Origin of the sequence: Nakamurella leprariae (genome assembly GCF_016918035.1) — a bacterium.
GTDB lineage: Bacteria > Actinomycetota > Actinomycetes > Mycobacteriales > Nakamurellaceae > Nakamurella > Nakamurella leprariae.
Window position 1 is genome coordinate 30886 of record NZ_JAERWK010000023.1, and the last position, 14073, is coordinate 44958.

A 14073-nucleotide genomic window follows, 5' to 3' on the forward strand; every position below is an offset into this window, starting at 1 on the left:
CCGGTCCGGGTGCTGCCGCCCCCTCCGGTGGGTCCCCGGGCGACCCGGCTGGCCCGTGGTCGCCAGCAGGGCCTACCGTGCTGGCCATGCCGGATCCGCAGCCTCCTGCCGAGCCCACCGGCCGGCCGGGACGGCGTCGGCTGGTCCGGTTCGACGGCGCGATCGCCGGCATCGGCACCGCCTCGGGCACTCGGCTGGTGATCGGGATGTGGCCGCGCTCGCCGTTCGGGCCGGTCACCGACGTCATGGTCGAGCGGGCCGACGGGCACCGCATCCTGCTGGCCCCGACGCAGGAGCTGGCCGACTTCATCGCCGCCACCTACGCGTTCGACGAGGTCCGGGTGACGCCGGTGCGTCGCGGCCTGGAAGGTGACCGGTGGGGCGTCGTCGCGCCGGACCTGGCCGTGACCTTCCGCGTCCAGGGCCGTCCGGGGTTGGGCTGGTTGCTCAGTGCGGTGCCGCGCTCGGTGGCCCGGACCCGGGCCTGGACCACGGTGATCGACCCGGTCGCCCGGCTGACCATGCACGGGGTGCGCACCCGCGGCGAGACCTCCGGGGGACGGCGCGAGTGGTACTCGGCGCTGGACCTGCACCGCATCACCGACCTCACCGCCGAGTTCGACGGCCAGGACCTGGGTGAGCTGCGGCCGGTCGAGCCGGCCGTCCGGTTCGGGTTCGGATCCACCCCGGCCGAACCCGGGCTGACCCGGGTGCTGACGACGGTCGCCCTGTAGGACCGGTCCGCGGCCATGTCGGGAGAGCGGTCGGGGGAACCGTCGGACGAGCAGCCGGGGCAGCAGGACGGGCGGGACGGGAGAGCGCCCGGGGATCGGCAGCCGATGCGGGCCCGGGTGTCCCGGCAGGTCCGCAAGACGCTGCGCGCCCTCGGCCCGGAGGACACCCAGCCGCTGCCGCGCCTGGAGTTGCACCGGACGGAGCCGTCCCCGGAACTCGTCGCGTTGCTGCGTGCGCTGGGGCTGGCCCTGTTGAACAGCTCCGAGTCGGTGCAGGACATCGCCGGCACCCTCGAGTCGGTCGCGGCCGCGTACGACGTCGACCTGCAGGTGCTGGTGCTGCCCACCGGCATCCTGTTCCGGCTGGGCCGGCAGGAACTCGATCTGGTGTCCGCACCGGCGCGCACCCTGCGGCTGGACCAGATCGCCGCCGTCGAGGAGCTCCTGACCCAGCTGCGCACCGCCTCGATCCCGGCCCGCGACGGGCTGGAGCGGCTGCAGGCGATCCTGCGGTCGCCGCCCCGGTTCGGCGTGCTGTCCACCGTGCTCGGCCACACCGTGCTGTGCCTGGGGTTCGGGCTGGTACTGAACCCGGACGTCGCGGCGCTGCCGGCCTACCTGGTGCTGGGTGCGTTCGTCGGGGCGCTGCGGCTGCTGGCCCTGCGCTGGCCGACCCTGTCCACGGCGCTGCCGGTGGTGGCCGCGTTCCTGGTCAGCCTGTTGTCCATCGGCGTGCTCGCACCGTGGGTGGGGGACGACCCGCTGCGGCTGCTCACCCCACCGTTGGTCAGCTTCCTGCCCGGCGCCACCCTGACCCTGGCCACCATGGAACTGGCCCGCGACCAGATCGTCTCCGGGGCCAGCCGGCTGATCTGGGGCATCTCGCAGTTGCTGCTGCTGGTGTTCGGCGTGCTCATGGCGTTCACCCTGGTCAGTGCGCCCGAGCTGGACTCGGCGCGCCAGCTGGGTGCCTGGGCGCCGTGGGTGGGGGTCCTGCTGGTCGGCGTCGGCTACCGGGTGTTCTCCTCGGCGCCGCCGGGTTCCCTGCCGTTCCTGTGGATCACCCTGCTCGCCGCGTACGCCGCCCAGACCGTGGGGGCGTTCGTCCTCACCCCGAACCTGTCCGGCTTCCTGGGCGGGCTCGTCATGGTGCCGCTGACCCTGCTGCTGTCCCGGCTGCGCTGGAGCCCGCCGACGGCAGTGCTGCAACTGCCGGCGTTCTGGCTGCTCGTTCCGGGCGCGCTGGGCTTCCGCGGGGTGTCCCAGCTCGTCGGCGGGGTCGGCGCCCAGGAGCTGGTGACCGCGGCCATCTCGCTGTTCGCCATCGCGCTGGGCGTGCTGGTCGGCACCTCGCTGACCCGGGACCTGCTGGCCGTGCGCCGGAGCTGGGGCCGCGGACGCTGATGCCGGGCCTGGCGTGTCCGATCGCAGGCGCGTGTCGTCACCAAGTCGAGCAATTCGGCACCAGCCGGGAGCGGCTCAGCCGGCGGCGTTGAGCTCCGCCATGGCCTCACTGATCACCGTGGCGGTGGCGGTGCGGGCGGGCGTCAGGTACTTGCGCGGGTCGACCAGCCGTTCGTCGGCCAGGGCGGTGCGGACGGCGGCGGTGAACGAGACGTTCAGCAGGGTGCCGATGTTGATCTTGGTGATGCCGGAGCGGGCCGCGGCGCGCAGCTCGGTCCACGGCACCCCGGAGGAACCGTGCAGCACCAGTGGGACGTCGACGGCGGCGGCCAGCCGTTCGATCAGCGGGTGGTCCAGCGCGGCAGTCCGCTCGGTCATCGCGTGCGAGCTGCCGACCGCCACGGCCAGCGCGTCGACGCCGGTGTCGGCGACGAACTGGTGGGCCTCGTCGGGGTCGGTGCGGACGCCGGGGGCGTGGGCGCCGTCCTTGCCGCCGACCTCGCCCAGTTCGGCCTCGACGTACAGGCCGCGGGCCTGCGCCCAGGCCGTGGCCTCCCGGGTCGCGGCCACGTTCTCGGCGTGCGGCAGCGTCGAGGCGTCGAACATGACGGAGCTGACCCCGGCGGCGGCCGCGGCGGCCAGCAGGTCCCGCTCGGTGGCGTGGTCCAGGTGCACCGAGAGCCGGGCGTCGGACGCCTCGGCGATGAGCCGGCAGGCGGCGACGATCGGCGCCACCTGCCCGCGGTGGTAGGCCACCGCGTTCTGGCTGACCTGCAGGATCGCCGCGCCGGTGCCGCCCGTGCCGGCGGCCCAGTCGGCCACGCCGTCGGCGATCGCCTCGGCGTGCTCGAGGGTGATGACGTTGAACGCCGGGACGGCCCGACGGGCGGCGGCGGCGTCGGCGACGAGGTCGGCGGTGGGCACGAGCGGCATGGATGTCCTCAGGTCAGGTGGATGGGGATGGGGGATCGAGCGGCACCGGGTCAGGTCGGCCGCACGGCGACCGGGTCGATCCCGGCCGCGATCCGCTCGGCCAGCGCGACATCGACCGCGCCGCCCAACGGCTCGGTGACGGACGCGGCCGAGACGGCCGCCGCCCGGCGCAGGATCGCCGGCCAGTCGTCGCCGCGGGCCAGCCCGACGGCGATGGCGGCGACCGCGGCGTCGCCGGCACCGGTGGCGTTGGCCACCGTCATGACCGGCGGTCGGGCCTGCCAGGCCCCGGCGTCGGTGACGGCGAGCAGTCCGGCCGGTCCCAGCGAGGCGACCACCGTGACGGCCCCCGCCCGGCGCAGCGCCTGGGCGCCTGGCACCGGGTCGGCGGTGCCGGTCGCCGCACGCAGTTCCGGCTCGTTGGGCTTCACCACGTCCGGCCCGGCGGGGAGGCCGGCCAGCAGCGGCGGCCCGTCGGCATCCAGGATCACCGGCACGCCGGCCACCCGGGCGTTGGCCACCAGCGCCGCGTACGCGTCCCCGGGTACCCCGGGCGGCAGCGAGCCGGACAGCACGATCACGTCGGCGTCGGCGACCAGATCGGGGAACCGGTCGCGGAAGCAGGCCCACTCGGCCTCGTCGACCAGCGGACCCGCCTCGTTGAAGGCGGTCGCGGTGCCCGCGTCGTCGACGACCGTGACCGTGCGACGGGACGCCCCGGCGACCGGGACGAAGGCCGGGCGCACCCCGGGCACGGCGTCCAGCTCGGCGACGATCTCGGCCCCGGACGGACCGCCGGCCAGCCCGGACGCGGTCACCCGGGCGCCGAGCAGGGCGGCGACCCGCGCGACGTTCACGCCCTTGCCGCCGGCCCGGCTGCGCACCGCCCGGACCCGGTGGCTGGCCCCGTGGGTCATCGCGTCGACGTCGTAGGTGACGTCCAGGGCGGCGTTCAGCGTCACGGTGAGGATCCGGGGCCTGCGGCCGGCCGGCGTCGGCGTCATCGCTCGCTCCAGATGCCGTGCCGCAGCACCGCGGTCGGTCGCAGGTCTCGGTCGGTGACGACCAGGTCGGCGACCCGGCCGGGCAGGACAGCGCCGTGACTGTCCCCGAGGCCGAGCACGGTGGCCGGAGTCAGGGTGGCCGCCCGCACCGCGTCGACCAGCGACACGCCCGCGGCGACCGCCCCTCGCACCGCGGCGTCCATGGTCAGCGTGCTGCCGGCCAGTGACCCGGACGATCCGTCCGGTCCGATGACCCTGGCCTGCCGGTCGGCGACCTCGACCTGGAGCCCACCCAGCGAGTACCGCCCGTCCGGGGCGCCGGCCGCGGCCATGGCGTCGGTGACCAGCACCAACCGGTCGGGGCCCAGCAGCCGCGCGAACACCGCGATCATCTCGGGCGCGACATGCTCGCCGTCGGCGATGATCTCCGCCGCCACCCGGTCGTCCAGCAGGGCCGCGGCCACCGGGCCGCCGTCGCGGTGGTGCAGCGGTCGCATGCCGTTGGCCAGATGGGTGGCCACCCGGGCGCCGGCGTCGAACGCGGCCCGGGTCTGGGCCACGGTGGCGTCGGTGTGGCCGACAGCGGCCACCACGCCCGCCGCGACGATGCGCTCGACCGCGGCCAGTCCGCCGGGCAGCTCGGGCGCGAGGGTGATCATCCGGACGCGGCCTGCTCCGGCCGCCAGCAGTGCCTCGACGGCGGCGGCGGTGGGTGCCTGCAGCTGCCCCGGATCGTGCGCACCGCACCGGGACTCGGCCAGGAAGGGGCCTTCCAGGTGCAGCCCCGCCAGTTCGCCGGCATCCACGAGTTCGCCCAGCGCGCGGATCCGTTCGGTCAGCGCGGCCGGGGCTGCGGTGACCAGGCTGGCCAGCATGGTGGTGGTGCCGTGTCGGCGGTGCCGGTCGATGACCCGCCGGGCGGCCTCGGCGCCGTCGTCGAACGCGGCGCCGTCCCCGCCGTGCACGTGCAGGTCGACGAAACCGGGCAGCACGTAGTGGTCCGGGGCCGGGGTGCCGGCCGGCAGCGGCGTGACCGTGGCGATCCGGCCGTCCGAGACCGTCACGGTGGCCGGCGTGATCGCGTCCGGGCCGACGACCGAGCCGGTCAGCGTGGTGGGAGCGCTCATGCGGGTGCCTCGATCGCGGTCACGGTCCGCCGGGTGGCGGCCGCAGCGCCGACCAGCGCCGCGTCGTCCCCGAAGTGTGCGGGCAGCAGCCGGGGGGCGCCCGGCAGCATGAGCCGTCCGTCCACCGCGGCGCGCAGCGGCTCGAACAGCAACGGACCGGCGCCGGCCACCCCGCCGCCGATGACGATCAGCTCGGGATCGACCAGGACGCTGTGGGCGACCAGGGCGTCGGCCAGGGCGGCGACGGCATCGTCCCAGATCGGTTGCGCGAGCGGTGATCCGGCCGCGACGTCGGCGAGGAGTTCGGCGGCGGTCGCGGGTCGGCCGAGCGCCGCGGTGTACCGCTCGGTGAGCGCGCGACCGGAGGCCAGGGTCTCCAGACAGCCCCGGGCCCCGCACCCGCACGGGGCGCCGCCGGGGCGGACGACCAGGTGCCCGAGCTCGCCGGCTCGGTGGTGCGCCCCGCCCCGCGGTTGCCCGTCGACGACGACGGTGCCGCCGATCCCGGTGCCGATCGCAGTGAACAGGAAGTCCGGGACCCCCTGCGCGGCGCCGTCCTCGGCTTCGGCCAGAGCGCCGGCCGCGATGTCGTGGAACAGCATCACCGGTAGGCCGGTGCGGGTGCGGAGGATCTCGACCAAGGGGACGTCGCGCCAGCCGACGGTGGCCGACCAGATCAGCCGACCGGCGGTGGGGTCGACCAGCCCGAGCGAGGCGACACCGATGCCGATGGCCGGGACGCCGAGGGCGGTGGCCCGGCCGATCAGCTCGTCGGCGAAGACGAGCACGTCGGTGAGCACCTGCTCGGGCCCGGCCTGGCGGCGGGTCGGCCGGCGGTCGCGGTGCTGCCAGCGTCCGTCGGCGTCGACCACCGCACCCTTGATCGTGGTGCCGCCGATGTCGATCGCGACGACGGCACCAGCTGACGGCACGACGGCCGATTGTCCGCTCGCCACGGGCTGGACCTCGCCTCCTGCGACCGGTCGCGGCCGCCGTCCTCGGACTCCGGCGGACCGGGCGAGGGCGACTCACCCGGTCCGCCGGACGTGTGCGGTGGTGCTGGAACTCCTGCAGTTGCTACTGCAACACGATGGAGCGAGTCAGGTTGCGCGGCTCGTCGGGGTTCATCCCGCGGTGCTCGGCGATGGCCACCGCCAGCTTGTGCACCCGGATCAGGTCGACCATCGGATCGACATCGGTGTGCTCGACCCACAGCGCTCCGGTCGCGGCGACCTGGTCGGCCAGCCCCTCCGGGGCGGGACCGAAGCTCCAGGTCACCCGGCCGGTCTCGGCGATGCTGATCGGGCCGTGCCGGTACTCCATGGCCGGGTAGGTCTCGGTCCAGGCCAGCGCGGCTTCCCGCATCTTCAGGCCGGCCTCGTGCGCCAGCCCGACGGTCCAGCCGCGGCCCAGGAAGCTGAACTGCTCGGCGGTGACCAGCTCGGCGGGCACGGTCTCGGCGATGACCTGCTCGGCCTGGTCGGCGGCCGTACTCAGGTCCTCTCCCAGCGAGGTGCGCAGCACGGTGAGCGCCGTGGTGGCCGACACCGTCTGCACCACCGACTGCTCGTCGGCGAACGACAGGTCGATGACCCCGTCGGCCAGGTCGACGATCGGGGTGGTGGTGTCGCAGGTGATGGCGGTGGTCGGCATCGTGCCGCGGACCCGCTCGAGCAGCTGCAGCACCTCGGTGGTGGTCCCGGAGCGGCTGATGGCGATGAGCCGGTCGTACCGGCGCGTCGGCATCTCGGAGGCGGCGAAGGCGTCGGTGTGCGCGCCGGTGTGGGCCTCCCGCTTCGCTGCGTAGGCCTGGGCCACGAACCACGACGTGCCGCAGCCGATCACCGCGACGCGCTCGTCGGCGCGGGGGAGCAGGTCGGCGACCGCGGCAGTGCCCACCAGGTCGCCGGCCCGTCGCCAGCTCTCCGGCTGGCGAGCGATCTCGGCGCCGGTGTGCGGGGTGGTCATGATGGGGTCCTCCTGCTGGTCGGGGAAGATCGCTCATCGGCCCGACGGCGGCAGCACTGGGCGGGCCAGTGGCACGGCGGTGCACCGATGGGGCGCAGATGGGGCTCGGTCGGTCGCCCGCGAGAGGGTCGTCGAGCGGGACGATCCGAATCGTGCCCGATACTGCTCGGAACTGCAACACTGTGAACAACTACGAACGGCCGGCGGTCACGGCCAGGACACGCACGGGAGCGCGAAGTGGATCGACAGGAGCGCTGGTCGAAGGTCCTGGAGCTGTTGGCTGCCTCGGAACTGCTCACCGTCGAAGCGGCGGCCGCGGCCCTGGAGGTCTCCCCGGCCACCATCCGCCGTGACTTCGAGGAGCTGGCCGACCGGCAGATGCTGGTCCGCACACGCGGTGGCGCCAAGGCCAACGGCATGGCCTACGACCTGCCGCTGCGGTACAAGTCCGGCCGGAACGCCGAGGAGAAGCGCCGCATCGGCGCGGCGGCGGCCGAGCTCATCCCGGACCGCAGCATCGTCGGGTTCACCGGTGGCACCACCACCACCGAGGTGGCCCGGGCGCTGGCTGCCCGCCCGGACCGCCCCACCGACCGCACCGCGCCGTGGATCACGGTGGTCACCAACGCGATGAACATCGCGTCCGAGATGATCCTGCGGCCGGCCGTCAAAGTGGTCCTGACCGGCGGCGTCGCCCGTCCGCAGTCCTACGAGCTGGTCGGTTCGCTGGCCGAGCCCGCCCTGCGCGAGCTGTCCCTGGACCTGGCTGTCATCGGCGTGAACGCCGTCTCCGCCGACCGCGGCGCCTCCACCGAGAACGAGGAGGAGGCCAGCATCAACCGGCTGCTGGCCCAGCGGGCCGACGCGGTCATCGTGGTGGCCGACTCGACCAAGATCGGGCGACGGGCGTTCGCCCAGGTCTGTCCGGCGTCGACCATCAACACCCTGGTCACCGACACCGGTGCCGATCCGGCCCAGGTGGCGGCGCTGACCACGGCCGGGATCCGGGTCATCCAGGTCTGACGCGGGACCGGGAGGGACACGGTCGCCGCGTCCCTCCCGGTCCTGCGGACGACCCTTGAGTGCTCGTTCCTGCTCGATGCGTGTCCGCGGCTGCCAGGAGGCGTCCCAAGGTCGGCGGTGGCCCGCGGTCGTCACACGAACGTAACGTGGATCGGGCGTTGACATCGGATGGCCGTGGAACAATCATGAGCGAACTTGAACGAGTCGGGCTTGCTTTGAGCATCTTCAGTCAGACCTACTCGCGTACCTCGTCGGAGAGGCCTCCACCCATGTCCCAGCCATCGCGGCCCGTGCGGATCGGCATCGTCGGTGCCGGCATCCGCGGCTCGCTGTTCGCCCGCTCGATCTCCCAGCACCCCGACGCGACCGTGGTGGCGATCTGCGATCGCGCCGAGGCGCTCGCCAGGGCGCTGGCCGTCGAGCACGATGCCCGGTCCTTCACCGACCACCGGGAACTGCTGGCCGCCGGGTTGGAGCTGGACGCGCTGGTCGTGGCCACTCCCGACTTCGCCCACCGGGACGTCGCGGTGGATGCGGCCCAGGCCGGCCTGCACCTGCTCATCGAGAAGCCGCTGGCCACCACCACCGACGACGCCCGGGCCATCACCGACGCGGTCGAGCGGGCCGGGGTGAAGTGTGTCGTCGGTTTCGAGAACCGTTGGAACCCACGCTTCGTCGCGGCCAAGGAGCTGATCGACGCCGGCTCGCTGGGCACCGTCCTCACCCAGGTCGCGCACCTGCACGACACCGTCTTCGTGCCCACCGAGATGCTGTCCTGGGCCGGTCGCAGCTCACCGGCCTGGTTCCTGATGCCGCACACCCTGGACCTGCTGCTCTGGTTGACCGGCAAGCAGGTCGTCTCGGTGTACGCCACCGGCGTCAAGCAGCACCTGGTCGGTCGCGGGGTCGACACCTGGGACTCGGTCGACGCCAGCCTGACCTTCACCGACGGCACCACGGCCACGCTGCACTCGGCCTGGGTGCTGCCGGTGTCGCACCCCGCCGTCTACGACCTGCGGGTCGAGCTGGTCGGCACCGAGTCGGCGCTGCGGATCCAGGGCGCCGACCAGGGCGTGCACCTGTTCTCCGACCAGCTGCGCTGGGCCCAGTGGGGCACCTTCGTCAAGGATGGCCGACTGCAGGGCTTCCCGGTCGAGATGGCCGTCTCGTTCATCGACCACCTGCTCGGCCGGATCACCGACATCCCGGGTCTGGCCGATGGTCTCGTGGTCACCCGGGTGATCTCGGCGATCGACCGCAGCCTGGCCTCCGGCCAGCCCGAACCAGTCGCCGACCCCGCCTGACCCGCACCACTCCGCTCGACCCCGACCTGTACGACCCGCCGACGTGCCGTCCGTCCCGTCCCCGAGGAGCTCTCCGTGTCCCGTCCCCACTCATTCCCGACCAGCTCGGCCGTCTCGCGGCGGCGCTTCATCGGCATCGGCGGTGCTCTGGCCGCAGGCGGCCTGCTGGCCGCCTGCGGTGGTGAGGAGCCGGTGACCGGCGGTGGTGGCGACGCCGCGCCGGCCAGCACGCTGGGCACCACCAGCGGGGCCAGTGGCTCCATCCGGATCCTGGACGACAACACCAACCCGGTGTTCCTCAACGGGGTGGTCGAGGCGTTCCAGAACGACACCGGCATCACCGTCGAGTACGAGCAGGCCAACTTTAACGACCTGCACGACCGGCTGGCGACGCTGTTCTCCGCACAGGACTCCAGCTACGACGTGGTGATGACCTGGGCCGCGTGGTCGGCCGAGTTCGGCCAGGCCGGCTGGCTGCAGGCGCTGGGCTCCGACGCCGTCCCGACCGACCTGCTGCCGGCCGCCCTCGACGCGGTCTCCTGGAACGGGACCGTCTACGGCCTGCCCAAGTTCGCCAGCGCGCAGACGATGTTCTACAACAAGGAGCTGTTCCGGCAGGCCGGGCTCGATCCTGAGGCGCCTCCGGCCACCTGGGACGAGTTCGTGGCCGCGGCCAAGGCGCTGACCACCGGTGACCGCTACGGCTTCACCTGCGACATGGGCAACACCGACGGCGCGTACCAGAACTTCGTCCGCACCCTGCTGCTCAACGGTGGCCAGATGTACGGGGACGACAACACCGTCACCTTCAACGACGAGCGCGGCGTCGAGGCGCTGACCAAGCTGCGCGACCTGTTGACCGTCGACAAGGTCATGAACCCGTCCAGCCTGCAGATCACCAACGCCTCCGACCTGGGCACCCTGTTCGGCGCCGGCCAGACCGGCATCGTGTTCAACTGGCCGTCGCAGTGGGCCGCGGCGACCAAGGAGGGTGCCGTGGTCGGCCGGGAGAACACCGGCAACGCGATCATCCCGGGCATCTCGGTGACCACCGCCTCCATCGACGGCTCCGAGGGCTTCGCCATCAATCAGTTCTCGCAGAACAAGCCGGCCGCCCTGGCCTGGCTGCAGTACGTCACCCAGCGGCCGGTGCAGACCCGGATCGTCGAGGAGGAGGGCTGGTTCCCGGTGACCACCACGCTGCTCGACGACGCCGCCATCACCGAGACACTGCCGGTGGTGTCCACCTACAAGGAGCAGAGCGACTTCGAGATCCGTCGTTACGGCTCGCCCTGGTACAGCGACGTCACGCAGGTGCTGTCCACCAACATCTCCCGGGCCATGCTGGAGCAGGCCACGCCGCAGGAGGCCCTGGACGAGGCCGCGGCCCGCGCCACCGACATCGTCGAGCGCTACACCGGCTGATCGAGCCGCGAGCGGGGGACCGCCTGACGCCCGCAGCCCGGCCGGACCGGTCGGGCCGCCCGCCCTGGAAGGGGAGAGCAGGACCGGATGAGCATTCCCACCACCGCACCGACGGCGCCGGAAGGATCCCGGGAGTCCCGGGCCGACCGGCGCCGCCGGGGCACCGACTCGCGGACGCGGGGTGACCGGCGCTTCACCCTGGCACTGGTCGCCCCGGCCGTCCTGGTCGTGGCCGCACTCTTCGCGTACCCGATCGGGTATGCGGTGTGGCTGTCCACCCACCAGTGGAACGACAAGATCAGCCCTCGCCACCCGTACATCGGGGTCCGGAACTACACGACGCTCTTCGAGAGTGGCGAGTTCTGGGACGCCATGGGGCGCACCGCCTTCTTCTCGGTCATCACCGTGATCGGCGGTGTCGCGCTGGCCCTCGGCCTGGCCATCCTGCTGAACCAGGACTTCAAGGGCCGGACCCTGGCCCGGGTGCTGCTGCTGGTGCCGTGGGCGGTACCGCCGGTGGTGAACGGCATCATGTGGCGGCTCATCTTCGACGGCGACAACGGGATCGCCAACACCATCCTGCGGAACCTCGGCATCATCGACGAGAACGTGCAGTGGCTGGCCGATCCCGACACCGCGATGAACGTGCTCATCTTCGCCGAGATGTGGAAACTGCTGCCGTTCCTGACGCTGCTGCTGATGGCGTCGTTGCAGAACATCCCGCGCAACCTGTACCGCGCGGCCGGTGTCGACGGCGCCAACGCGTGGAAGCGGTTCCTGCACATCACGCTGCCGGGCGTGAAGGGCGCGTTGATGTTCGCGCTGATCGTCCAGAGCATGTGGTCCATCAAGGTCTTCGACACCATCTACGTGCTCACCGGTGGTTCCGGTGGGCCGGCCGGTGGCACCACCACGATCAACTTCCTGGGCTACCTGACCACCTTCAGCAACCTGGACCGCGGGTACGGCGCGGCCATCGCGGTGGTCATCATGGTGCTGGTCATCCTGACCACGTTGTTCTGGATCCTGCTGCTGGGCCGCCCGGCCGGCGGTCCCAGCAGGTGGCGTCGGAAGCCCGGCGCCACCGCCGATGTCACCCCTTCGCTGAAGGAGCCGGGACGCGACGAGCTCGCGCAGCCGGCCGGGGTGGCAGGAGAGAGCCAGTGACCGAACCACAGACCGAACCACAGACCGAGCCGAAGACCCTGCCCCGGCCCACCGGTGCGACGCCGAGCACGACGCGGGCGCCCCGCGGGCTGAGTTGGAAGGCGCGACGTCGCGGGTTCACCGTGCTGCACCGGTTCCTGCTGGTCGTCGCGATGATCTTCTTCGTCGCGCCGTTCCTGTGGATGTTGCTGTACAGCCTGCTGCCGGCCGAGCTGCTGCAGCGCCGCGACCCCGATCTGGACCTGACCCGGATCACCTTCAGCGAGTACGGCGACCTGCTCACCGACAGCTCGTTCCTCAAGCCGATGGGCACCTCGGCGCTGGTCGCCCTGCTGACCACGCTGATCTGCCTGGCGCTGGGCTCGTTCGCGGCGTACGGCATCGCCCGGTTCCGCTTCCGCGGGCGGCAGCCGCTGCTGCTGGCCATGATGGCCACCCAGGCCATCCCGGTGATCGTGCTGGCCGTGCCGCTGTTCATCATCATCCGCGGCATGGGCCTGTTCGACACCCCGTGGGCGCTGGTCATCGTCTACACCGCGACGATCCTGCCGCTGGTGATCTGGATGATGGTCGGCTTCTTCGAAGCCATCCCGGCCAGCCTGGAGAAGGCTGCCCGGATCGACGGCTGCAACCGCTGGCAGATGTTGCTGCGCATCGCGTTCCCGCTGGCCGCCACGGGCCTGGCCGCGACGGGCATCTTCGCGTTCATCACCGCGTGGAGCGACTTCTTCCTGGCCAAGATCCTCACCGCCAGCGGGTCGACCACCCTGCCCGTGCGGACCGCCTCGTTCCAGGGACTGTTCGCCATGGACTACACCGCCGCCGCCACCGCCGGCGTGATCACCTCGCTGCCCGTGCTGGTGCTCACCCTGGCCGCCCAGAAGTGGATCGTGCGGGGCCTGACCGAAGGAGCAGTGAAGGGCTGATGGGCGAGATCGTCCTGGACGCCGTCCGCAAGACGTACGGCAAGACGCTGGCCGTGGAGGACCTCACCTACACGGTGGGCGAGGGCCAGTTCGTGACCCTGCTCGGCCCGTCGGGCTGCGGCAAGTCGACGACCCTGAACATGATCGCCGGGCTGGAGGACATCTCCGGCGGCAGCATCACCATCGACGGCCGGCGGGTCGACGAGTTGCCGCCCGACAAGCGCGATCTCGCGTTCGTCTTCCAGGACTACGCGCTGTACCCGCACATGACGGTCTACAACAACATGGCGTTCGGGCTGAAGATGCGCAAGACGCCCAAGGACCAGATCGAAGCGCGGGTGCGGGACGCCGCGCGGCGGCTGTCCATCGAGCCGTTCCTGGACCGCAAGCCCAAGGAGCTCTCCGGCGGTCAGCGGCAGCGCGTCGCGCTGGGCCGGGCCATCGCCCGCCGCCCGAGCGTGTTCCTGTTCGACGAGCCGCTGTCCAACCTGGACGCGCTGCTGCGCGACCAGACCCGGACCGAGCTCAAGCAGCTGCACCGGGACCTGGGCGCCACCAGCGTCTACGTCACGCACGACCAGGAGGAGGCGCTCACCCTCTCCGACCGGATCGCGGTGATGAGCAAGGGGCACCTGGAGCAGTACGGCTCGCCGGAGGAGATCTACCACCACCCGGCCACCGAGTTCGTGGCGTCCTTCGTGGGCAAGCCGCGGATGAACCTGTGGACGGCCACCCGGGTGGCCGACGGCTACCAGGTGCCGGGCACCGAGCTGGTCGTGCCGGTGCCCCGCGGGGCCGAGCTGCCGCAGACGGTTCGGCTGGGCCTGCGGCCGGACGAGATCGGCATCGCGCCGGACGACGCCGGCATCGCCCGGGTCCGGCTGGTCGAGCCCATCGGCAACGCCACCGACGTGATCCTCGACCTCGGCCCGGAGCGACTCACCGCCCGTCTCACCGGGTTCGGTCACTTCACCGTCGGTCAGCCGGTGTCGATCGACGTCAGCGCGGCGCGACTGCACCTGTTCGACACCGCCACCGGGCTGCGGCTGCCGGTCTGA

The 14073-nt window shown here is 72.5% G+C and carries 13 protein-coding genes; 8 read left to right on the top strand and 5 right to left on the bottom strand.

Annotated features, from left to right (window positions below):
• Positions 1-86 precede the first annotated feature (86 nt).
• Both JL106_RS17190 and JL106_RS17195 read left to right on the top strand, forming a co-directional pair.
• The gene (locus JL106_RS17190; protein ID WP_236007874.1) at positions 87-734 is read left to right on the top strand and encodes a hypothetical protein; all 648 of its coding nucleotides are present in this window, start codon (positions 87-89) and stop codon (positions 732-734) included.
• A gap of 105 nt (positions 735-839) precedes the next feature.
• Positions 840-2138 (top strand): threonine/serine exporter family protein, encoded by a 1299-nt coding sequence (locus tag JL106_RS17195; RefSeq protein WP_205261989.1) that lies wholly within the window; start codon positions 840-842, stop codon positions 2136-2138.
• Positions 2139-2213: 75 nt separating this feature from the next.
• Here JL106_RS17195 and JL106_RS17200 read toward each other — a convergent pair whose 3' ends face one another.
• From JL106_RS17200 to JL106_RS17220, 5 genes are all read right to left on the bottom strand, one after another.
• Complete coding sequence (locus JL106_RS17200) at positions 2214-3071, bottom strand: class II fructose-bisphosphate aldolase (protein ID WP_205261990.1); 858 nt, start codon at positions 3069-3071, stop codon at positions 2214-2216.
• Between the two features lie 50 nt (positions 3072-3121).
• Entirely contained in the window at positions 3122-4075 is a 954-nt protein-coding gene (locus JL106_RS17205; protein ID WP_205261991.1) for a 1-phosphofructokinase family hexose kinase, read from the bottom strand.
• A complete protein-coding gene (nagA, locus tag JL106_RS17210; protein ID WP_205261992.1) occupies positions 4072-5202 on the bottom strand; it encodes an N-acetylglucosamine-6-phosphate deacetylase in 1131 nt (376 codons plus the stop codon). The genes JL106_RS17205 and nagA overlap by 4 nt, the downstream gene beginning before the upstream one ends.
• Positions 5199-6134: an ROK family protein gene (locus tag JL106_RS17215; RefSeq protein WP_205261993.1), complete on the bottom strand. Its 936-nt coding sequence runs from the start codon at positions 6132-6134 to the stop codon at positions 5199-5201. The genes nagA and JL106_RS17215 overlap by 4 nt, the downstream gene beginning before the upstream one ends.
• Positions 6135-6279: 145 nt before the next feature.
• Positions 6280-7170, bottom strand: a complete 891-nt coding sequence (locus JL106_RS17220) for an SIS domain-containing protein (protein WP_205261994.1) — start codon at positions 7168-7170, stop codon at positions 6280-6282.
• A 237-nt stretch (positions 7171-7407) separates the two neighbouring features.
• Here JL106_RS17220 and JL106_RS17225 point away from each other — a divergent pair, with 237 nt between their 5' ends.
• From JL106_RS17225 to JL106_RS17250, 6 genes are all read left to right on the top strand, one after another.
• Complete coding sequence (locus tag JL106_RS17225; RefSeq protein WP_205261995.1) at positions 7408-8193, top strand: DeoR/GlpR family DNA-binding transcription regulator; 786 nt, start codon at positions 7408-7410, stop codon at positions 8191-8193.
• Between the two features lie 269 nt (positions 8194-8462).
• Positions 8463-9497 carry a Gfo/Idh/MocA family protein gene (locus JL106_RS17230; RefSeq protein WP_205261996.1) on the top strand — a complete coding sequence of 345 codons (1035 nt, stop codon included), beginning with the start codon at positions 8463-8465 and terminating at the stop codon, positions 9495-9497.
• 75 nt (positions 9498-9572) lie between these two features.
• Positions 9573-10922, top strand: a complete 1350-nt coding sequence (locus JL106_RS17235; RefSeq protein WP_205261997.1) for an extracellular solute-binding protein — start codon at positions 9573-9575, stop codon at positions 10920-10922.
• A gap of 87 nt (positions 10923-11009) precedes the next feature.
• A complete protein-coding gene (locus JL106_RS17240; protein WP_205261998.1) occupies positions 11010-12089 on the top strand; it encodes a carbohydrate ABC transporter permease in 1080 nt (359 codons plus the stop codon).
• Entirely contained in the window at positions 12086-13015 is a 930-nt protein-coding gene (locus tag JL106_RS17245) for a carbohydrate ABC transporter permease (protein WP_205261999.1), read from the top strand. Before JL106_RS17240 ends, JL106_RS17245 begins: the two co-directional genes overlap by 4 nt.
• A complete protein-coding gene (locus tag JL106_RS17250) occupies positions 13015-14073 on the top strand; it encodes an ABC transporter ATP-binding protein (RefSeq protein ID WP_205262000.1) in 1059 nt (352 codons plus the stop codon). Before JL106_RS17245 ends, JL106_RS17250 begins: the two co-directional genes overlap by 1 nt.